Raw genomic sequence first — 19,535 nt, 5'->3', positions numbered from 1 at the left:
ACCGGTGTTCAGCCGGTCCGCTTTTTTGTCGGCGCGAGATCGCGCTCCCAGCCGAACACCGAGCGGCCGTCGAGATCGGGCGAGGCGGCGCGCTCGCCGGCGATGTAGGCTTCGACCGAGGGACCTCGTGCGGTCCGCTCCAGCCGCCGCGCCTGGTCGTCGAGGCGCTTGATCGCCTGCATCTCTTCTTCGCGCCCGAGCTTGGCGGTCTGGATCGCGCCCTTCAGCACGCGGATAGTCTCGTCATAGACTTTGATCGGAACGGGGTAGGGATGCCGGTCCTTGCCGCCATGGGCGAGCGAAAAGCGCGCGGGATCTTTGAAACGATAGGGCGCGCCGTGCACGACCTCGGCGACCATCGCAAGTGAGCGCACCGTGCGCGCACCGACGCCGGGCGTCAGCAACAGCTCCGGGAAATCGACCGGGCCGCGCTCGGCCGCGGCAGCGAGGGTGCCGTGCAGGCGGCGTGCGAACACGTCCTTGGGGCGGACGTCGTGATGCGCGGGCATGATCAGGTGCGGCAGCATGGCTTGCGCCGGCTCGAGGCCGGTGAGCCGTTCGAACTCGGAGACGATGCGATCCGGGCCGAGGCCGCTCAACAGCTCGAGCTGCGCGGTGCGCGAGACGTCGGCGCGATGGTCGGTGAGATTGACGATCTCGCCTTGCTGCGGACCGTCGATCGCACTGTGCGGCGTATCGACAAAACTCTTCAGCGCCTCGGAATGCCAGTGATAGCGGCGGGCCTGCCGCTTGTCGCCGTTCATGCCCTGCTGCACCACGGTCCATTTGCCGTCCGCGGTGACGAAGAATCCGTGGAGATAGAGGTCGAAGCCGTCTTGCACCGCCGCGCTGTCGACTTTCGCCACCAGGCGGCTGGCACGCGTCAGCTTGGCGCCGTCGAAGCCGACGCGCTCGCCGAGCTGCAACAGCTCGCCCGGCGTCTTGCGCGAATGCTGGCCGCGGCCGCCACAGACATAGATGCCGAGTTCGTCCTGGAGCGGTCCGAGTCCACGCTTCAGCGCGCCGATCACGGAGGTCGTGATGCCCGAGGAGTGCCAGTCCATCCCCATCACGGCGCCAAATGATTGAAACCAGAACGGATGCGACAGCCGCTGAAGAAACGCATCACGGCCGTAATGATGAACGATCGCCTCAGTGACGATCGCGCCAAGGGAAGCCATGCGGCTCGCAAGCCACGCCGGAACCCGCCCGGTGTGGAGAGGAAGATCGGCGCTGCCGGTACGTCGAGTCATGAGCATCTCAAGTTAGCGCAATTCGGCAACGGTTGCATCAGCGGAATGATGCGTTGCAACGGATGGGGGAGCCAAGCTGACCGGCAGGCGTTGAGCGGGCTATGCGAATGCAATGTTGGGGACAGCAATGAGTTGGCAGGCCCTCATGGCCGACATCGACGGGATGTTCGGCTGGATACCGTCTTGGTTTGTCGGCCTCGGCCTGGTTGCCGGCGCGATCCTGCTTGCCCTTTCTCTCTATCGGTTCGCGGCCTGGCTGCTCAAGCGCGCCTTCGGAACTCGTCTGCCGCTTCTGAGCGTGTTCATCGACCGGACCGCCGGTCCGGCCCAACTCGCCCTTTGCCTCGCTGCCGTCGCGCTGGTGCTGCCGCTTGCGCCACTCGACGATATGATCCGAACGCCGCTGATGCGGCTGTTCGTCGTCGCCGTCATCGCGCTGATCGGCTGGATCTCGATCCGGATCGTCGACATGAGTGCGGCGCGCTATCTCCAGAACTTTCGCGACGTCACCGAGAACTTCATCGCGCGCAAGCACGTCACGCAGGTGCGCGTGTTCAAGCGCGTCACCGACACCATCATCGTCATCATCACGGTGTCCGCCGCGTTGATGACGTTCGATTCGGTGAAGCAATATGGCGTCAGCCTGTTCGCCTCCGCCGGTGCCGCCGGTATCATCGTCGGTCTTGCCGCGCGGCCGCTGCTGAGCAATCTGATCGCGGGCTTGCAGATCGCCATCACCCAGCCGATCCGCATCGAGGATGCCGTGATCATCGAGAACGAGTGGGGATGGGTCGAGGACATCGCCGCGACCTATGTCGTGATCCGGCTATGGGACTGGCGCCGCATGGTGGTGCCGCTGTCCTATTTCATCGAAAAGCCGTTCCAGAACTGGACCCGCGACACCGCCTCCCTGATCGGCATCATCGCGCTCCACGTCGATTACCGTGCCGATGTGGCGCGCATCCGTGGCTGGCTGGAGGAGGCGGTGAAGCACTCCAAGCTCTGGGATGGCGCGGTGGTCAATCTCCAGGTGATCGACGCGGATTCGCGCACCATCGAGCTTCGCGCGCTGGTCAGCGCGCGCAATGCGCCGCAATCCTGGGACCTGCGCTGCGAGATCAGGGAAAAGCTGGTGGCGTTCATCCGCGACGAGATGCCGGAGGCGCTGCCGCGCGATCGCGCGATCCTGATCCCGTCGGCCGACGATGACGGCGATCTTCTCCAGCGCGTCGCGCCACCGGAGAAGATGCGGGCGAGTGCACGCGACTGAAGCCGATCAGCCGGCACCAACCACGGCCGCGTCGGTTTGCCGCTCGGAGCGCGGTCGCCGCTTACGCAATTTCCGCCGCGCCCAGATCAGGAGGCCGGTCGAGAGCAGCGTGAGCAGTGCGATCGACGTGACGACGTTGAGCGGCGAGGCGATCAGCGCCGACCAGTTTCCCTCATGGATCAGGCGCGGCCAGTTGCGCGGCAGCGGTGTGACGTCGGACGAGCTCACGGCATAGGCGCGCAGTTCTCCGCCGTCATAGATGCGCGCCATGACGCGGCCTCCGCGTGTGCCGATCGAGATCACATGCGACATGTCATGGGAGGCCGCGACCATCCGAATCGCGTCGGGCAGGAGAAGAGGACGGCCGGCGCCGGCCGGCGCGGTCGCGCTCTGAAAGGTGAGGCCGAAGGCCATGCACAGGCCGGTCAGCGGGCTCAAGAGGACGAGCGGTAGCGCGAACCAGGCCGTGCCCTTGTGCCATCCGGACAGCGTGTTGCGCAGCCGCGGCAGCCCCATGAGGATGCCGAGCACCATCAGGGCCATCATGGCTATGGTCGAACTCGTCACCAGCCACGCCTGGCCGAGCAGTCGCTCATGCGTGATCCGCGCCCACAGGAAGAGATCGCTGAGGCCGGAGCTGGCGGCGGCAGGCGCGCCGGTCACGAGGTCGATTGCCGGCATGCCGGTGCCCTGCAACGTCATCCGTTGACCGGCCGCATTGATCGAAAGCCCGCGCGCCTTGCTGTCCGGATCGTACCTCTTCACCAGCTCGACGACGCGTCCGGGATCGATCTCCGGACCGCCGATGCCACTGACTTGCACCACGGGCTCGAAGGACAGGATCAGGCCGGTGGCGATGATCGCGAACAGGGGAAGCGCAAAGACCAGCGTGATCCAGCGATGGAGTGTCAACAATAAAGGCTTGCTCATTCTCTGTCTCCGGCGATGCCAGGTTTTGGTCGCCTAACGCAGGCCCGAAGACAAATGACGCTTTGTCCATGTTGCAGCGTTGATCTGCAGCAAATGGAGCCGAGGCTATCGGCGATGCTGCGATCGCCAATCGTTCGCATGTTTTCGACAGGCTGCAGCAGCCGCGTCGTGCGTTCGAGATCGGCAACACCTACTCGCGCGTCGCCCCAGTCGCGCCGCGCAAGCCGGCCTGCCGCTGGATCGTGTCGAGCGCGCCGGATGACTGCTCGTCCGCCACGAAGCGGTTGAGCAGCGGGAGCGCGTCTTCGCGTCCTTTCGGAATTGCGATCGCCATATGCTCGACGCCCCAATTGCCGTCGAGAATCCTTGCGCCCGGCATCTGGTCGGAGATCTCGAACAGCGTCGGCTTGTTGGTCGCGTAGAGATCGATCTCGCCACGGCCGAACATGCCGACGGCCATCTTGACGCTTTCGGTGGGAACGATGGTCGCGTTTTTGAGCTTGGCCGGCAGCGTGCGCTCGGAGGTCGAACCCTTGGTGACGCCGATCTTCACGCCGGGCTTGTCGATGTCCTCCACCTTGCCGATCGGCGAATTGGCCGGGACGAGAAAGCCGAGCTCGATCGCCAGCACCGGTTGGCTCATGAGGCGAGCCTCACTGGGCGCGGATGTTGGCGGCCTTCAGCACCGGCTCCCATTTCGTCGCCTCGGCATGCATATAGGCGTCGAAGTCCTTGGCGGAGGAGCCGACTGGGGTGGCGCCGATCTTGCTGAGCGTCGACAGGACGCTTGGATCCTGCAATGCCGCCTTGAGGTCGGTTTCGAGCTTGGCGACGATCTCCGGCGGCATCTTCGCCGGGCCGAGCACACCCCACCAGACCGAGACGTCGTAGCCGGGCACGCCGGCTTCCGCGACGGTCGGAACATCCGGCAACGCCTTGGAGCGCTGGGCCGAGGTCACCGCGAGTGCGCGCACCGGGCCGCCTTCGAGCTGGCCGATCGCTTCCGCGAGCGGATTGATGCTGAGCGGAATCTCGCCGGCGATCACCGCCGTGAGCGCCGGAGCGCCGCCCTTGTAGGGGATCGCCACGATCTTGCTGCCCGACATGTATTTGAGCAGCTCGCCGGCCAGATGCGCCGAGGTGCCGTTGCCGGACATGCCGTAGGAGAGCTTGTCCGGCTCCTTCTTCGCCGCAGCCAGGAGATCGCCAAGCGTCTCGTACGGGCTATCCTTGGCCACGACGATCGCGAGCGGCGAGGAGGCGACCTCGGCGATCCCAGTGAAATCCTTGAAGGTGTCGTAGGGCACGCTCGGATAGATGAATTGGTTGAGCGGATGACCACTCGCCACCAGGATCAGCGTGTAGCCGTCGGGTGCGGCCTGCGTCAGCGCTTGCGAGGCGACGATGCCGCCGGCGCCCGGACGGTTGTCGATCACCGGCTGCTGGCCCCAGGTCTTCGCCAGTGCCTGGCCCAGCGTGCGCGCGAGCACGTCGACCGCGCCGCCGGCGGCGTAGGGGACCAGAATGTGGACCGGCTTGTTCGGGTAACTTTCGGCGGCCTGCGCGGCGCCGCCCGCCAGCAGCAGACCGGCACCCAGCATCAACCCGCCGATCTTCTTGTTCAAACGCAGCATTTCCCAGCACTCCTTAAAAGGCATTCGCGCGCCTGCCGGCGGTCTCCATGCCGTTCCCGGAGGCCACCCGTGGTTTTTGTTGACGAGACCTGATCTTTTGTACGATAGTACAAATCACATGGTACGCAAGCCCACCAGCAAGGAAACGGTCCGCAAGCCGAACATGCGCGAGGCGATCCTCGCCGCGGCCGAGGAGCTGTTCGCCACCAACGGCTTCAATGCCGTCTCGGTACGCGACATCGCGCAGGCCGCCGGGGCCAATCCCGGCAGCGTGACCTATCATTTCAAGACCAAGGACGGCCTGCTGCTGGAGATCTACCGGCGCCATTGCGGGCCGATGAATTTGCGCCGATCGGAGCTGCTCGCGGCCGCCAAGCGCGTGCGCGATCTCCAGGACCGGCTGGAGGCGATCGTGCGCGCTTATGTGGTGCCGGCCTTCACCTCGGGCAGCGATCTCGCCGGCGGCGGGGCGCGCTTCACGCGGTTGCGCGCCGTGATGTCGGCGGAAGGCAACGAGGTCGCGCGAAAGATCATCGCGCAGACCTTTGATGACACCAGCCACGCCTTCATCGACGCGATCCACGAGAGCCTGCCGCATATCCCGCGCACCGACATCGTCTGGCGCAGCCATTTCCTGCTCGGCGCACTCTATTATTCGCTGGTGACGCCCGAGCGCGTCTCGCGCCTGTCGCGCGGTGAGGCCGACGGCGGCGACGCCGCCAATGCCATCGAACAATTGGTGCAGGCCACCGTTGCCGCGTTCCAGGCTCCCGCGCTGGATCAAGCCGCGCCGGCGCGGCGGCGGCCGGTCGTCAGCAGCAAGACTTGAAAGAAGCCGCCCGAGCGGAGGCGCCTCGCGCTTCCGCTCGCAAGTGGACCACGTGATGGGGTGTTGAGGATATGAACAGGCGGGAGTGCTTGCATCTCTTGACTGGACTGGCCGGCGCAGCGCTCGCGAGCGAAGCCCGCGCGCAAGGCGGCGAGCAGAGATCGATTCCGACCATTGAACCGCCGGACCCAAGTCCGAAAACGCCGTCGTTCAAGCTGCCGGCAAAATCCTGTGACAGCCATACCCACATTTTCGGCCCGGCGTCCCGCTATCCGTTCTCCGAGAAGCGCCCCTACAACACGGCCGATGCGCCGCTGGAGGCATTCCGCAGCGTGCACGAGAAGATCGGCGTCGAACGCTGCGTCATCGTCAATGCCACCGTTCACGGCACTGACAATCGCGTCGTCACCGACGCCATCGCCCAGAGCGAGGGCGCTTATAGGGGCATCGCCAACGTCAATGACGAGATGACCGAGAAGGAGCTGGCGGCGCTCGATCAGGCCGGCATCTGCGGTTGCCGCTTCGCCTTCCTCAGGCGCCTCGGCGGCGTCGGCGACATGGGAAAATTCCAGCGCATCGTGCATCGCGTCGCCGAGCTCGGCTGGCATATCGACGTCTATTTCGAGCCGGGTACGATCGCCGAATTCGCGCCCATCCTCTCCGCGCTGCCGACGCCCTATGTGATTGATCACATGGGCACGGTGCAGGCGGGGAAGGGCCTCGACGATCCCGGCTTCACGGCCTTGCTCGATCTCCAGAGGAAGGACGAGAAGTGCTGGGTCAAGATCACCGGCCTCGAACGTGCGTCGTCGGCCGGCAAGCCGTTCCACGACGCCGTGCCATTCGCCAAGGCGCTGATCGACAATGCGCCCGATCGCGTGCTGTGGGGCACCGATTGGCCGCATCCCAATGTCAAGGTCATGCCGAATGACGGCGAGATCGTCGACCTGATCCCGCGCTACGCGCCCGACGCAAAGGTGCAACAGAAGCTGCTGGTCGACAATCCCGCGCGCCTGTTCAAGTTCACCTGAGACGATGATGTACAAGCCGACCATTCCGCCGCCCGACCCGAACACGCGCACGCCGAAATTCAAGCTGCCGAAGCTTTCGTGTGACGCGCATTGCCACATCTTCGGTCCCGGCGCGAAATATCCGTACGCGCCTGACCGTTCCTACACGCCGCCGGATGCGCCGCTGGAGGATTTCCGCGCGCTGCATGCCAAGCTCGGCGTCGAGCGCGCCGTCATCGTCAATGCCAGCGTGCACGGCACCGACAACACGGTGGCGCTCGATGCCATCGCGCAGAGCAACGGCGCCTACCGGGCCGTCGCAAACATCGACGACACCATCACCGAGCGGGGCCTGCGCGATCTGCATGACGGCGGCTTCCGCGGCTGCCGTTTCAATTTCGTCCGCCACCTCGGCGGCGTCCCAGATAAGGGCGTGTTCGACCGCATCATCGCCATGGTCGCACCGCTCGGCTGGCATATCAATCTGCATTTCGATGCAATCGATCTGCCTGAATATGCCGACATGCTGACAAGGCTGCCGCTGAGCTACACCATCGACCACATGGGACGGGTGAAGGCCTCCGATGGGCTCGATCAGCTTCCGTTCAGGATTTTGATCGAGCTGATGCAGCGCGACGAGAAATGCTGGGTCAAGATCTGTGGCTCGGAGCGTGTGTCCTCGGCCGGTCCGCCGTTCGCGGATGCGGTGCCGTTCGCGCGCAAAATCGTCGAGACCGCGCCCGACCGCGTCATCTGGGGCACCGACTGGCCGCATCCCAACGTCAAGGCGATGCCGAATGACGGCGACCTCGTCGATCTGATCCCGCTGTTCGCGCCCGAGCCGGAGTTCCAGCAGAGGATCCTGGTCGACAATCCCGCGCGCCTGTTCGGGTTCGACCAATGACGGCGCTCGCGATCGACAAACCGCGCGGCCGCGCCTGGTGGAAGGAGCTCTGGATCCAGGTGCTCATCGCCATGGCAGCCGGCATCGCGCTTGGGATCGCCAGCCCCGAGGCGGGCGCCAAGATGCAGCCGCTGGGCGATGCCTTCATCAAGGCGATCCGGATGCTGATCGCGCCGATCATCTTCTGCACCGTCGTGCATGGCATCGCGCATATGGCCGACATGGCGCGCGTCGGACGTGTCGCAGTAAAGGCGATCGTCTATTTCGAGGTCATGACCACGATCGCGCTGATCATCGGCCTCGTCGCGGTGAACCTGCTCAAGCCCGGCGTCGGCATGAACATCGATCCCGCCAGCATCAATGCCAGCGCGATCGAGCCTTACGTCAAGCAGACCGGTGCGATCGGCTTCGTGCCGTTCCTGATGAACATCGTGCCCGCAACGTTCATTGGCGCCTTTGCCGAGGGCAACATTCTCCAGGTACTGTTCATCTCCGTGCTGTGCGGCTTTGCGCTGGTGCAGCTCGGCGAGCGGGCCGCGCCCCTGGTGCATCTGATCGACATCGCTGCCAAGATGGTGTTCGCCGTGGTCGGGTTCGTGATGTGGGCGGCGCCGATCGGCGCGTTCGGCGCCATCGCCTTTACGGTCGGCAAGTTCGGCGTCGGCTCGCTGGCCTCGCTCGGCAAGCTGCTGGGTGGCTTCTATCTCACCTGCGTAGTCTTCATCATTGTCGCGCTCGGCCCCGTCGCGCGTCTCTGCGGCTTCTCGCTGCTCAAGCTGATCCGCTACATCTGGGAAGAGCTACTGATCTGCATCGCCACCACATCGTCCGAGACGGTGTTGCCGCGGATGCTGACGAAGCTGGAAAGGGCCGGCTGCGAGAAGAGCGTCGTGGGGCTCGTGATCCCGACCGGCTATTCCTTCAATCTCGACGGTACCTGTCTCTACCTCGCCGCGGCCTCGGTTTTCCTGGCGCAGGCAACCAACACGCCGTTCGGCCTTGCCGAGCAGATCGAGCTGCTCCTGATCCTGCTCGTGACCTCCAAGGGCGCGGCGGGAATTGCCGGCGCGGCCTTCGTCGTGCTGGCGGCGACGCTGTCGGCCACCGGCACCATTCCGGTGACGAGCGTTGCGCTGGTGCTCGGCATTCATCGTCTGATGTCGCAGGGGTTGACGCCGACCAATCTGATCGGGAATGCGGTTGCGACGATCGCAATTGCCAAATGGGAAGGCGCGCTCGACGGCGAGCGCCTCCGGCGTGTGCTCGACGGCGAGGAACAAGCGGCCGCCGCGGCTCGATGAACCGGCTTTCTGCCTGAGGCAGACGGCCTATGATGCTTACGAACGAAAGAGGGGAGTTTGTCCCATGAAAACCGGTCTCGTGATCACCGCCCATCCCGGCGATTTCGTCTGGCGCGCCGGCGGCGCCATCGCGCTGCATGCGAAGAAAGGCTATCGCATGAAGATCGTGTGCATGTCCTTCGGCGAACGCGGCGAGAGCCAGTTCGCCTGGAAGGAGAAGGGGGCGACGCTGGAATCGGTCAAGGCCGGTCGCAAGGACGAGGCAGAGCGGGCCGCAAAGCTGTTAGGTGCCGAGATCGAGTTCTTCGATTGCGGCGACTATCCGTTGAAACTCACCGAGGCGCATTTCGACCGCATGGTCGACATTTACCGCGAGCTCAATCCGAGCTTCGTGCTGACGCACGCACTGGAAGACCCCTACAATTTCGACCATCCGAACGCGGCGCATTTCGCGCAGGAGACCCGCGTGGTCGCGCAGGCGATGGGCCATAAGCCCGGCGCGCAGTACAAATATTCGGCACCGCCGGTGTTCCTGTTCGAGCCGCACCAGCCGGAGCAATGCAATTACAAGCCGGACCTTCTCCTCAAGATCGACGAGGTCTGGAAGGAAAAGTACGAGGCGTTCCAGATCCTGGCCGCGCAGAAGCATCTGTGGGGCTATTACGAGCGCGTCGCGCTCAACCGCGGCATCCAGGGCAGCCGCAACACCGGCGTGCCCATGACCTATGGCGAGGCCTATCAACGTCTGTTTCCGACCGTCGCGGAGGAACTCGCATGAAGCCGGTCGTCGTTCGCAACATCAAGCGTGCCGATCCCGCCGGAATGGCGGAATACGGCGTTTCGACCGTACATGAAGCCTATGGTCGCCTCGGCCTGATGAAGCCTTACTTGCGTCCCGTCTGGGCGGGGGCGTCGATTGCCGGCCCCGCCGTCACCGTACTGGCGCAGCCTGGCGACAACTGGATGATCCATGTTGCCGTCGAGCAGTGCAAAAAGGGCGACATCCTCGTCGTCGGCTGCACCACCGACAATACCGACGGCATGTTCGGCGAGCTGCTGGCGACCTCGCTCCAGGCCCGCGGCGTGCAGGGATTGGTCATCGATGCCGGCTGCCGCGACGTCAAAGCGCTGCACGAGATGAAGTTTCCGGTGTGGTCGCGCGCGGTCTCGGCCAAGGGCACGGTGAAGGCCACGCTCGGCTCGGTCAATGTCCCCGTGGTCTGCGCCGGCGTCAATGTCGATCCCGGTGACATCGTTGTCGCCGATGACGACGGCGTCGTCGTGGTGCCCAAGCGCTACGCGGCCGAAGTCGCCGAGAAGGCGAAGAAGCGCAATGCGGATGAAGGCGGAAAGCGCACGCGTCTCGCCTCAGGCGAGCTCGGCCTCGACATGTACAGCATGCGCGAGGCGCTGGCGAAAGCCGGGCTCGTCTATGTCGACAATCCCGAGGACGTCTGAGGCAACGGCGGGAGCGGGCGGATGGATCGTCTCAAGCTGAAGGCCGTGCTCGGCAATCACCTCCATGTCCAGGCGGTGAAGAGCGGCGAGCTCCGCTCCGACCTTTTCGACCTCGACTTCGTCGAGTATGTGCCGACCAACACGGCATTCAAGCCGATGGTGCGCGAGCAGGCGTTCGACGTCTGCGAGATGGCAATCGTGACCTATCTGATGGCGAAGGCGCACGGCAAGCCGTTGGTGCTGCTGCCGGCCACCATGCTCGGCCGCTTCCAGCATGCCTACGCGCTCTACAATCCCGCGAGAGGAACGCTCGGCCCGTCCGACCTCGAGGGCAAGCGCGTCGGCATCCGCTCGTTTACGACCACGACCGGCGCCTGGATCAGGGGCATCCTCGCCAACGACTACGGCGTCAATCTCGACAACATCCGCTGGGTGACGTTCGAGGATCCGCACGTCGCCGAATATGTCGACACCACCGAGCGCGCCCCGAAGGACAAGAAGATCCTCCAGATGCTGCTCGACGGCGAGCTCGACGCCGTCCTCGGTGAGACCTCTGATGATCCCAAGCTGAAGCCGCTATTCCCTGATCCCGCCGCGGAAGCCGCCAAATGGTGCGCCCGGCGCGGCGTCGTGCCGGTCAATCATTTCGTGGTCGTGACCGAGCAGCTCGCCAGATCACGCCCCGACGTGGTCGCAGGCGTCTATGATCTGCTCAAGCGAAACAAGGAACAGGTGGGAGCCGCGGCTATGCCGGACCTTGTTCCGTTTGGCATCGAAGCGAACAGGAAACCGTTGGAGCTGATCGTCGACTACGCGTTCCAGCAGGCGCTGATCCCGCGCCGCTACGCGGTCGAGGAGCTCTTCGATGAAACGACACGGGGATTGAACTGATGGCGGATCCGAGGCGATGGCAGATCGGGCTGGTCGGCTATGGCGAGGTCGGCAGGATCTTGGCCGAGGATTTGCGCCAGCAGGACATCAAGGTCGCCGCCTATGACATCAAGCTTGGAGGCGAGCAGGGCGCTTCGCTGCAGGAGCATGCGGCGAAATTCGGTGTGGTGCTTGCAGCCTCTCATGCCGAGCTGACCGCGAAATCCGATTTCATCGTCTCGGCAGTCACGGCAAGCCAGGCTGTTCCGGTGGCGAAAGCCTGTGCGGCCGCGATTAACCAGGGCACCTGGTTCCTGGATTTCAATTCGGCTTCACCGGGCGCCAAGCAGCGCGCTGCTGCGCTGATCGATGGCGCTGCCGGTCGCTATGTCGAGGGCGCGGTGATGACCTCGGTGCCGCCGTACCGCATCAAGGTGCCGCTGCTGCTCGGCGGCCCCGGCGCGAAGGAGCTCGAGCCGCTTCTGAATGCGATCGGCTTTGCGGCGAAGGTTGCCAGCGACAAGCTCGGTGTATCCTCGGCGGTGAAAATGTGCCGCAGCATCATGATCAAGGGCCTGGAAGCCATGGTCATTGAGAGCTTCACCACGGCGCGTGCCTATGGCGTGGAGGATGCCGTGCTGGCGTCGCTCGCGGAAACCTTTCCCGGCATCAATTGGGAGAAGCAGGGTGCCTATTTCTTTCAGCGCGTGATCGAGCACGGCCGCCGTCGCGCTGAAGAAGTGCGTGAGGTCGCCGAGACCGTGCGCGAGGCGGGACTGACGCCGTGGTCCGCGCAGGGCACGGCTGAGCGGCAGGCCTGGGTGGCCGATCTCGCCGATGAAGGGCTGTTCGGCGCCAGGGGCACCAAGGAATTCGCCCGCAGCGCCGATTGGCGCACCGAGGCGGACCGGATCCTCGCGAAGATCAATCGCGCAAAATAATCAGCCTACGACCGCATCGCCGGCCTGGAAGCTCACGACTTGGTCGCGGGCGCGTTCGATCAAGTTGGTGAGATTTCGTGCTTTGCGGGCGAGCTGTTCCGTGGCCGGTTGCGTGCGGAATTCGGCCAGCACCGCGCGAACGCATTTGTTGGCAGCGTCGAGCGTCCAGAGCGTACGGTTGACGTCGTCCTGCGTCTGGATTCCCGAGATATCGAGATCCGACAGAACAAGGCCGATGCCGTCGAGCCGCTTCACCGCGCGATCGGTGGGCGTTCTGGCCTGGATGGAATGATAGTCGATGCTGCTGAATGCGCTGAACATATCCATACTTTCCCGATCGCACGCAAATGATCAGTGCAAAGTCCTAGTTATGGTGAGCGCGGTGGGCCTTGCAACGCGTAGGGCTACGGTCCGGGATTCTACCGGACTTTGGCTGGATCGGCGGTATAGTCGAACGGAATTCGTCAACAGCCAGGTACGCATCCCGACAATCTTACCGCTGGAAGCGGCGGGCCGGCCTCGCCTGTGAATGGTGCGACCCTGCGACGTCAGCTCTGGGGGCGGAACAGATTCGGCCGCTGGCGCTCAAATGTCTGTCGGCCCGCCTTGAAGCCTATCACGACGTCAGGCAGCTCCGCGATGGCGAAGCGGCTGTCTCGCGTATCGAGCACGACGAGATCGGCGGGGTTGCCGACCTTGATGCCGTAATCGCCAAGGTTCATCAGCCGGGCCGGCAGTTCGGTCACGAGATCGAGGCAGGTGTCGAAATCGCCCACGGAGGCGTGCGCGACATTGGCGTAGAAGTTCGCCATCCGCAGCAGCGAGGCGTCGCCGAACGGCGTGAAGGGATTGAGCACATTGTTGGTGGCAACCGAGCACAACACGCCGTCGCCTGCGAGCTTGTGGGCGAGCGTCAGTCCGCGCGGCGCATTGTGGGTGGCCTCGCGCCCCATCAGATAGAGGTCGGTCGCGGGCAGCACGGTGACGGCAACGCCTGATGTCGCCAGCTGCGCGGTGGCAGCCTTCATCCGCTCGGGTGGCAACGCCGAGAGCTTCGTGGCGTGACCGATCGCCACGCGTCCCCCATAATTGCGCCGCTCGGTCTGGCGGCAGACCTCATCGAGGTGCCACCAGGAGGGATCGAGATCGAAATCGAGATGGAGGTCGACATCGATATCGAATTCCTGCGCGAGATCGAAAATGCGTTCGAGATGGGCGATCGGGTCGGTGTCCGTATAGGGACAGCCGCCGATCACCTCGCCGCCGTCGCGAAGCGCCTGGATCAGCAACTCCTCAGCTCCGGGGTCGTTGGTCAGGCCCTCCTGTGGGAAGACGCAGAGCGACAGATCGATCGCCCAGGCATAATCGCGCTTCAGCGCCTTGACCGCCGCGAAGCCGCGCAAGGCGATGCGCGGATCGATCTCGACATGGGTGCGCATGCGCGTCGTGCCGTGCACGATCGCACGTTCGAGCACCCGGGCGCCGCGGGCATAGATGTCCTCGACCGTGAATTCGCGCTTCATCCCGGCAACGGCGCGGATGGCGTCCGAAACGCTGCCGTGGTCATGCCCACAGCGGCCGAGCAGGCAGGCCTTGTCCAGATGGATGTGGGTATCGACGAAGCCGGGCAAAGCGAGATGGCCGCCGAGATCAACCTCGACCGCGTCGCAGACGAGCCGCGGTTCGATCGCGGCGATGCGGCCATCCTTCACGCCGATATCGACGGGTGCGGCGGATGATCGCAACAACGCGCGGCGAAGGATCAGGTCGAAGGCAGTCTGCGTGCTCATGGCAGCGACTTTTGCGGCGGGAGAATGCCGCAGTCAATCGCGACACGGGGTCGGAGGGCCCCAGAGCAGCAGGGCAGATGTTCAAAATATATGCATGCATTCCGAGAGGTCGGCGATAGTATCCGCCAAAGTAAGGAGAATGCGCCATGTCCGTAACCGCCGAAGCCGAGACCGGATCGTTGTCGGACGCCGAGATCGTGAAGGCCTATCTCACGGCATCGATGATTCCTGATCCCGATGCCGCGGCAGCCTATGTCGCGCCGGGCACGATCATCACGTTCACGGGTGGCCGCGAGTTCGACCATCCCCGGGGGCCTACCGCCTTCAACGCCAAACGCTACCGCTGGGTCAAGAAGAAGATGGACCGGTTCGACGTCTGTCCGGGTCATGGCGAGACCATCGTGTACAGCGTCGGAACGCTGTATGGCGAATGGAAGGACGGGACTGCCTTCGAAGGCAACCGCTACGTCGACCGCTTCGTGGTGCGGAACGGCAAGATCACGAAGATGGATGTCTGGAACGACAGCGCCGAGCGCATCCTGGTCCAGCGCGGCATCGACGCGTAAGCCCTTCTCGGGGCCGAGAGGCGAAGCTCGCTTTCTGCGGAGACGAACTGCCGCGCATCATATCGAAAGCCGCGATAGCTGCTAGTCGCAAGCCCGTCTGGCGGCTGGCGCGTGCCTGCGCTATCAACGCTCGTGATTGCGCCCGGCATGGAGGCGCAAGCGCCTTGAGGAGCACCCGATGCGTCTACCCACAATTATCCTGGCCCTGACATGTCTTGCGGGCGCAGCGTCAGCCGAAGACCTGTCGGGCACGCTCCAGAAGATCAAGGAGACGAAGAAGATCACGCTCGGCTATCAGGAGGCCTCGGTCCCGTTCAGCTATCTCGACGGCAACCAGAAGCCGGTCGGCTTTGCCATGGATATCTGTCTCAGAATCGTCGACGCCGTGAAGAAGCAGCTCGGCATGCCCGACATCGCCATCGACACGCTCGCGGTGACGTCGTCGAACCGGATTCCGCTGATGGTCAACGGCACGCTCGATCTGCATTGCTCGGCGACCACCAACAACGCCGATCGCCAGAAGCAGGTCGCCTTCACCAACACGCACTTCCTCAGCGCGACGCGATTCGCGGCGAAGAAGGCGGCCAAGATCAACACCATCGACGATCTCAAGGGCAAGGCCGTCACGGCGGTGGCCGGCTCGGTCAACCTGACGCAACTCGCCAAGGTCAACACCGAACGCAATCTCGGCATCAATGTGATGCCGGCCAAGGATCAGGCCGAGGCCTTCCTGTTGCTGGAGACCGACCGCGCCCAGGCCTATGCGCTCGACGATGTCCAGCTTGCGGTCGCGATCGCGCGATCGAAGGAGCCGCAGCTCTACATGATCAGCGAGGAGGCGTTCTCGAAGCCGGAGCCTTACGGGATCATGCTGCGGCGGGAGGATGCGCCGTTCAAGGCGCTCGCCGATCGCGCGACCGCGGAGCTCTATGCAAGCCCCGAGATCGAGGTGCTCTACAAGAAATGGTTGCAATCGCCGACGCCGCCGAACGGCCTCAACTACAACGTCCCGATGTCGCCGGCTTTGCGCAACGCCTTCAAGAAGCCGAGCTCGAGCGCCGATCCTGATGTCTATGTGGTGAACTGAGGCGAGGGCGGCTTTCACCTCCCGTAAGGAGAGGTGAAGACAGTGCGCCGGGCTGAGGATCAGCGCGCCGCTCGCCATTCGCGACGTTCGGCGACGATAGAGGTATTGGACTAACGCAGCGAGCAGATGGATCACGCTTGGCTTGGGGAAAAACCGGCAACAAGCGTTTCAATGCCAAATCGTAGGGCTAATCCTGACTGGCGTATGTGAGTCGGGGAAGCTGTATGGGCGTTTGGTTTTTAGTCCTAGCAACCTGCGTCGTTGGCACGTTGCTCCTTTTGGCATTCTGCCGATAGGGCCGACAGCGGATGCACTTGTTGCTGCGAAGCATCAGCGAGCCGCTGAATAGCGGTTCCAGGCCGATGGCTTTTGACTGTGCATGGATGAGCGCGTTCACTTCCGGGATTGGAGGCGGACGTGAGTTGGTTGTTTGCGTTTCTCATTGCCGCGAGCGCAGTCGTTCTGATCGCTCATGCGATTGACGCGATGCGTTCTTGATATTCGCAGCGGTTCGGGTCGCTAGTCTATGCAAGTGACGACAATGTTCCGAGGCGGGCGAATTTCAATTTGAGGAACTTGACCTGCAGGTCACAGCAGGAGGAATACGATCATGCTTGCATTCTATCTGCCGATCATAATCTTCGGAGCGATACTCGAAGGAATTTCGAAGCAGCGTGTGTCTGGATCCACCCAGGAGCCGCCAAGCGTCGATTAGACTGCGATCCCCAATGCGTATTCTCCAGCACCATGAGCCAACGCCTCCTTAGGCGTTCGAGTATTTCTTCAGCTCGAACCGCGCGATCTGGTTCCTGTGCACCTCGTCCGGCCCGTCCGCGAGCCGCAGCAACCGTGCGGTGGCGTACGCTTGTGTCAGTCCAAAATCGTTCGAGGTCCCGCCGCCGCCATGGGCCTGAATCGCCCAGTCGATGATCTGGCAGGCCATGTTGGGCACGGCGACCTTGATCATCGCGATCTCGGCCTTCGCCACCTTGTTGCCGACAGTGTCCATCGCGTAAGCCGCGTTCAACGTCAGCAGCCGGGCCTGCTCGATCATGATGCGCGCTTCGGCGATGCGCTCCTGCGTCACGGTCTGCTCCGAGACCGGCTTGCCGAAGGCGACGCGGCTGCGCACGCGGCGGCACATCTTTTCCAGCGTGCGTTCGGATAGCCCAATCAGCCGCATGCAGTGATGGATGCGGCCGGGGCCGAGACGGCCCTGCGCGATCTCGAAGCCGCGGCCTTCGCCGAGCAGCATGTTTTCCTTCGGGACGCGGACGTTGGTGAAGACCACCTCGGAGGCGCGGTCGGGCACGCCGTAGAAGCCGAACACGGGGAGGGGACGTTTCACCTCGATGCCCGGTGTGTCCATCGGCACCAGGATCATGGATTGCTGCTTGTGCCGGTCCGGATTGTCAGGATCGGTCTTGCCCATGAAGATGCAGATCTTGCAGCGCGGGTCGGTCGCGTTGGTCGTATACCATTTGCGCCCGTTGATGACGTAATGGTCGCCGTCGCGCACGATCGAGCTTTCGATGTTGGTCGCATCGGATGATGCGACCGCCGGCTCGGTCATGGCGAAGCAGGAGCGGATTTCGCCCGCGAGTAGCGGCTTCAGCCAGCGCTCCTTGTCCTTCTCGGTGCCGTAGCGCTCCAGCACCTCCATGTTGCCGGTGTCGGGCGCCGAGCAGTTGAATACTTCGGGCGCAAGGTGCGAGCGGCCCATCACTTCGCAGAGCGGGGCATATTCGAGATTGGTGAGACCCGCACCGCGGCTCGACTCCGGCAGGAACAGATTCCAGAGCCCCTCGGCGCGTGCCAGCGGCTTCAGCTCCTCGACGACGGGATAGATCTTCCACGGTCCGAGCTCTTCCGCCTCGCGATAGAAGCGGTCCTCGTTCGGATAGACGTGACGGTCCATGAAGCTCTCGAGCTTGCGCTTGAGCTCGACGACTTTTGGCGACATCGGGTAGAGCATTTTTCGTCTCATTGATCGGTGGACGGCATTTGTTCCGAGCGCGGCGGCTCACGCGACGCGGTATTCCCTGAACTTCTCGCGCAGCGCGGATTTGAGCACCTTGCCGGTGCCGGTCATCGGAAATTCGTCCAGGAATTCGACAGCGTCCGGCAGCCACCAGCTCGCAATCTTCGGGCGCATGTGGTCGAGCAGACCCTTGCCGTCGACGGTCGCGCCCTTCTTGCGGACGACGAGGAGCAGGGGGCGCTCCTGCCATTTGTCGTGCGATATCGCGACCACGGCGGCCTGAAGCACATCGGGATGGGACAAGGCGACGTCCTCGAGCTGGATCGAGGAGATCCATTCGCCGCCGGACTTGATCACGTCCTTGGAGCGATCGGTCAGCGTGACGTGGCCTTGGCTGTCGATCACGGCCATGTCGCCGGTGATCAGCCAGCCGTCGCGGTCGAGGCCTTCCTCTAGCTTCATGTAGCCGGAGGCGACCCACGGGCCGCGAGCGCGCAGATGGCCGACGGTCTTGCCGTCACGCGGCAATTCATTGCCGGCGTCATCGACGATGCGCAAGGCCGTGCCGAAACAGGCGCGGCCGGACACCTGGCGCCGGTCGAATTTTTCGTTCTCGCTGAGGTGCTCCGAGCCGGGCCGCAAGCCCGGCATCGAGCAGCCCAAGGCTTCGGTCATGCCCCAGGCCTGGATGTAGTCGATATTGTAGTCGCGCTTGAGCTTCTCGACCATCGCGCGCGGCGGGGCCGAGCCCGACGACAGCGTTGCGCGCAGCGTCGAGAATTTGTTGCCGGTGCGCCCGAGCCAGTCGAGCAGGATCAGCCAGAAGCTCGGCACGCCCGCCGACAGCGTCACCTTCTCGCCTTCGAGCAACTCATAGAGCTTGTCCGGCTCATAGTTGCGGCCGGGCAGCACCAGCTTGGAGCCGGTATAGGGCGCAGTGAACGGCATGTTCCAGCCGTTGCCGTGAAACAGCGGCGCCATCGGCATCATCACCTCGCGCACGCCTTCGACATGGCCCGGCAGGAAGTCGAAACTGCAGCAGGTCATGGTCTGCAAGATCGCGGCGCGGTGCGAATAGATCACGCCCTTGGGATTGCCCGTCGTGCCCGACGTGTAGCAGATGGTGGAGGCGGACTTTTCGTCGAACTCGGGCCAGGCGAAACCGGCCTCGTTCTCGCTGTCCAGAAGCTCCTCGTAGCAATGCACGTTCGCCAGCTTCGTCTCCGGCATTCGCTCGCGCGAGGACATCACGACGTAGCCCTCGATCCTCGATAGTTGCGGCGCGATCGCCTCGACGATCGGCAGCGTGGCCCGGTCGATGAACAGCAGCCGGTCTTCCGCGTGGTTGATGATGTAGACGAGCTGCTCGGGAAACAGCCGCGGGTTGACGGTGTGTAGCACATAGCCCATGCCCGGCGCGGCATAGAACATCTCGAAATGGCGGTGGGTATTCCAGGCCAGCGTGCCGACGCGATCGCCGGATCTCATGCCGAGCCGCTTCAAGGCGAGCGCCATGCGCTTGATGCGCGGATGGGCGTCAGCATAGGTGTAGCGATGGATATCGCCCTCGATCTCGCGCGCGACGATCTCAGCCTCGCCGTGATAGTCGGCGGCATATTGGATCAGGCCGCTGATCAGGAGCGGCATGTCCATCATCAATCCCTGCATGGTCTCCTCCAGACGCCACGTCGTTGCATGCGCACGCTTGTGA

General features: G+C 63.9%; 19 protein-coding genes. 11 read left to right on the top strand and 8 right to left on the bottom strand.

Annotated features, from left to right (window positions below; translation table 11 throughout):
- Positions 1–8: 8 nt before the first annotated feature.
- Positions 9–1,253 carry a DUF763 domain-containing protein gene (locus ACR9YP_RS28620; protein WP_474217664.1) on the bottom strand — a complete coding sequence of 415 codons (1,245 nt, stop codon included), beginning with the start codon at positions 1,251–1,253 and terminating at the stop codon, positions 9–11.
- A gap of 127 nt (positions 1,254–1,380) precedes the next feature.
- On the opposite strand from ACR9YP_RS28620, the gene ACR9YP_RS28615 reads away from it, so the two are divergent.
- Positions 1,381–2,523 carry a mechanosensitive ion channel family protein gene (locus ACR9YP_RS28615; RefSeq protein WP_438109103.1) on the top strand — a complete coding sequence of 381 codons (1,143 nt, stop codon included), beginning with the start codon at positions 1,381–1,383 and terminating at the stop codon, positions 2,521–2,523.
- Positions 2,524–2,529: 6 nt separating this feature from the next.
- Here the strand turns inward: ACR9YP_RS28615 and ACR9YP_RS28610 are convergent, their stop codons facing one another.
- The 3 genes from ACR9YP_RS28610 to ACR9YP_RS28600 form a co-directional block, all read right to left on the bottom strand.
- The gene (locus tag ACR9YP_RS28610) at positions 2,530–3,453 is read right to left on the bottom strand and encodes a PepSY domain-containing protein (protein ID WP_438109102.1); all 924 of its coding nucleotides are present in this window, start codon (positions 3,451–3,453) and stop codon (positions 2,530–2,532) included.
- A gap of 190 nt (positions 3,454–3,643) precedes the next feature.
- Complete coding sequence (locus ACR9YP_RS28605; protein WP_438109100.1) at positions 3,644–4,096, bottom strand: type 2 periplasmic-binding domain-containing protein; 453 nt, start codon at positions 4,094–4,096, stop codon at positions 3,644–3,646.
- Between the two features lie 10 nt (positions 4,097–4,106).
- On the bottom strand, positions 4,107–5,087 hold the full coding sequence (locus tag ACR9YP_RS28600) for a tripartite tricarboxylate transporter substrate binding protein (protein ID WP_474217663.1): 981 nt from the start codon (positions 5,085–5,087) through the stop codon (positions 4,107–4,109).
- A gap of 118 nt (positions 5,088–5,205) precedes the next feature.
- Between ACR9YP_RS28600 and ACR9YP_RS28595 the strand changes: the two genes are divergently transcribed.
- The 8 genes from ACR9YP_RS28595 (at position 5,206) to ACR9YP_RS28560 (ending at position 12,400) form a co-directional block, all read left to right on the top strand.
- Positions 5,206–5,916 carry a TetR/AcrR family transcriptional regulator gene (locus ACR9YP_RS28595; RefSeq protein ID WP_438109096.1) on the top strand — a complete coding sequence of 237 codons (711 nt, stop codon included), beginning with the start codon at positions 5,206–5,208 and terminating at the stop codon, positions 5,914–5,916.
- Positions 5,917–5,987: 71 nt separating this feature from the next.
- Positions 5,988–6,947, top strand: a complete 960-nt coding sequence (locus ACR9YP_RS28590; RefSeq protein ID WP_438109095.1) for an amidohydrolase family protein — start codon at positions 5,988–5,990, stop codon at positions 6,945–6,947.
- A gap of 4 nt (positions 6,948–6,951) precedes the next feature.
- On the top strand, positions 6,952–7,830 hold the full coding sequence (locus tag ACR9YP_RS28585; protein WP_474217662.1) for an amidohydrolase family protein: 879 nt from the start codon (positions 6,952–6,954) through the stop codon (positions 7,828–7,830).
- Complete coding sequence (gene dctA / locus ACR9YP_RS28580) at positions 7,827–9,131, top strand: C4-dicarboxylate transporter DctA (protein ID WP_474217661.1); 1,305 nt, start codon at positions 7,827–7,829, stop codon at positions 9,129–9,131. The genes ACR9YP_RS28585 and dctA overlap by 4 nt, the downstream gene beginning before the upstream one ends.
- A gap of 64 nt (positions 9,132–9,195) precedes the next feature.
- A complete protein-coding gene (locus tag ACR9YP_RS28575) occupies positions 9,196–9,909 on the top strand; it encodes a PIG-L deacetylase family protein (RefSeq protein ID WP_027517331.1) in 714 nt (237 codons plus the stop codon).
- On the top strand, positions 9,906–10,589 hold the full coding sequence (locus ACR9YP_RS28570) for a 4-carboxy-4-hydroxy-2-oxoadipate aldolase/oxaloacetate decarboxylase (protein ID WP_474217660.1): 684 nt from the start codon (positions 9,906–9,908) through the stop codon (positions 10,587–10,589). Before ACR9YP_RS28575 ends, ACR9YP_RS28570 begins: the two co-directional genes overlap by 4 nt.
- 21 nt (positions 10,590–10,610) lie before the next feature.
- Positions 10,611–11,480, top strand: coding sequence for a substrate-binding domain-containing protein (locus ACR9YP_RS28565; protein ID WP_438109089.1), 870 nt, complete (start codon positions 10,611–10,613; stop codon positions 11,478–11,480).
- Positions 11,480–12,400, top strand: coding sequence for a DUF1932 domain-containing protein (locus ACR9YP_RS28560; protein WP_474217659.1), 921 nt, complete (start codon positions 11,480–11,482; stop codon positions 12,398–12,400). Before ACR9YP_RS28565 ends, ACR9YP_RS28560 begins: the two co-directional genes overlap by 1 nt.
- On the opposite strand, the gene ACR9YP_RS28555 is transcribed toward ACR9YP_RS28560, so the two are convergent.
- Together ACR9YP_RS28555 and ACR9YP_RS28550 are read right to left on the bottom strand one after the other, a co-directional pair.
- Entirely contained in the window at positions 12,401–12,721 is a 321-nt protein-coding gene (locus ACR9YP_RS28555; protein WP_438109088.1) for a hypothetical protein, read from the bottom strand.
- 227 nt (positions 12,722–12,948) lie between these two features.
- Positions 12,949–14,190 (bottom strand): amidohydrolase family protein, encoded by a 1,242-nt coding sequence (locus ACR9YP_RS28550; RefSeq protein WP_438109086.1) that lies wholly within the window; start codon positions 14,188–14,190, stop codon positions 12,949–12,951.
- 146 nt (positions 14,191–14,336) lie between these two features.
- On the opposite strand from ACR9YP_RS28550, the gene ACR9YP_RS28545 reads away from it, so the two are divergent.
- Positions 14,337–14,756, top strand: coding sequence for a nuclear transport factor 2 family protein (locus ACR9YP_RS28545; protein ID WP_128946483.1), 420 nt, complete (start codon positions 14,337–14,339; stop codon positions 14,754–14,756).
- Positions 14,757–14,934: 178 nt separating this feature from the next.
- Positions 14,935–15,843, top strand: coding sequence for an amino acid ABC transporter substrate-binding protein (locus ACR9YP_RS28540; RefSeq protein WP_474217658.1), 909 nt, complete (start codon positions 14,935–14,937; stop codon positions 15,841–15,843).
- A 763-nt stretch (positions 15,844–16,606) separates the two neighbouring features.
- Here the strand turns inward: ACR9YP_RS28540 and ACR9YP_RS28535 are convergent.
- The gene (locus ACR9YP_RS28535) at positions 16,607–17,818 is read right to left on the bottom strand and encodes an acyl-CoA dehydrogenase family protein (protein ID WP_438109084.1); all 1,212 of its coding nucleotides are present in this window, start codon (positions 17,816–17,818) and stop codon (positions 16,607–16,609) included.
- Between the two features lie 48 nt (positions 17,819–17,866).
- Positions 17,867–19,492, bottom strand: a complete 1,626-nt coding sequence (locus tag ACR9YP_RS28530; protein ID WP_438109082.1) for a long-chain fatty acid--CoA ligase — start codon at positions 19,490–19,492, stop codon at positions 17,867–17,869.
- Positions 19,493–19,535 lie beyond the last annotated feature (43 nt).

The sequence above is a fragment of the Bradyrhizobium sp. BR14999 genome (assembly GCF_056106085.1).
This window is presented reverse-complemented; position numbering and strand designations above follow the sequence as displayed.

Coding starts and splice junctions, on each gene's coding strand:
- ACR9YP_RS28620 (WP_474217664.1), bottom strand. CDS start 1,253: ATGACTCGACGTACCGGCAGCGCCGATCTTCCTCTCCACACCGGGCGG.
- ACR9YP_RS28615 (WP_438109103.1), top strand. CDS start 1,381: ATGAGTTGGCAGGCCCTCATGGCCGACATCGACGGGATGTTCGGCTGG.
- ACR9YP_RS28610 (WP_438109102.1), bottom strand. CDS start 3,453: ATGAGCAAGCCTTTATTGTTGACACTCCATCGCTGGATCACGCTGGTC.
- ACR9YP_RS28605 (WP_438109100.1), bottom strand. CDS start 4,096: ATGAGCCAACCGGTGCTGGCGATCGAGCTCGGCTTTCTCGTCCCGGCC.
- ACR9YP_RS28600 (WP_474217663.1), bottom strand. CDS start 5,087: ATGCTGCGTTTGAACAAGAAGATCGGCGGGTTGATGCTGGGTGCCGGT.
- ACR9YP_RS28595 (WP_438109096.1), top strand. CDS start 5,206: ATGGTACGCAAGCCCACCAGCAAGGAAACGGTCCGCAAGCCGAACATG.
- ACR9YP_RS28590 (WP_438109095.1), top strand. CDS start 5,988: ATGAACAGGCGGGAGTGCTTGCATCTCTTGACTGGACTGGCCGGCGCA.
- ACR9YP_RS28585 (WP_474217662.1), top strand. CDS start 6,952: ATGATGTACAAGCCGACCATTCCGCCGCCCGACCCGAACACGCGCACG.
- dctA (WP_474217661.1), top strand. CDS start 7,827: ATGACGGCGCTCGCGATCGACAAACCGCGCGGCCGCGCCTGGTGGAAG.
- ACR9YP_RS28575 (WP_027517331.1), top strand. CDS start 9,196: ATGAAAACCGGTCTCGTGATCACCGCCCATCCCGGCGATTTCGTCTGG.
- ACR9YP_RS28570 (WP_474217660.1), top strand. CDS start 9,906: ATGAAGCCGGTCGTCGTTCGCAACATCAAGCGTGCCGATCCCGCCGGA.
- ACR9YP_RS28565 (WP_438109089.1), top strand. CDS start 10,611: ATGGATCGTCTCAAGCTGAAGGCCGTGCTCGGCAATCACCTCCATGTC.
- ACR9YP_RS28560 (WP_474217659.1), top strand. CDS start 11,480: ATGGCGGATCCGAGGCGATGGCAGATCGGGCTGGTCGGCTATGGCGAG.
- ACR9YP_RS28555 (WP_438109088.1), bottom strand. CDS start 12,721: ATGTTCAGCGCATTCAGCAGCATCGACTATCATTCCATCCAGGCCAGA.
- ACR9YP_RS28550 (WP_438109086.1), bottom strand. CDS start 14,190: ATGAGCACGCAGACTGCCTTCGACCTGATCCTTCGCCGCGCGTTGTTG.
- ACR9YP_RS28545 (WP_128946483.1), top strand. CDS start 14,337: ATGTCCGTAACCGCCGAAGCCGAGACCGGATCGTTGTCGGACGCCGAG.
- ACR9YP_RS28540 (WP_474217658.1), top strand. CDS start 14,935: ATGCGTCTACCCACAATTATCCTGGCCCTGACATGTCTTGCGGGCGCA.
- ACR9YP_RS28535 (WP_438109084.1), bottom strand. CDS start 17,818: ATGCTCTACCCGATGTCGCCAAAAGTCGTCGAGCTCAAGCGCAAGCTC.
- ACR9YP_RS28530 (WP_438109082.1), bottom strand. CDS start 19,492: ATGCAGGGATTGATGATGGACATGCCGCTCCTGATCAGCGGCCTGATC.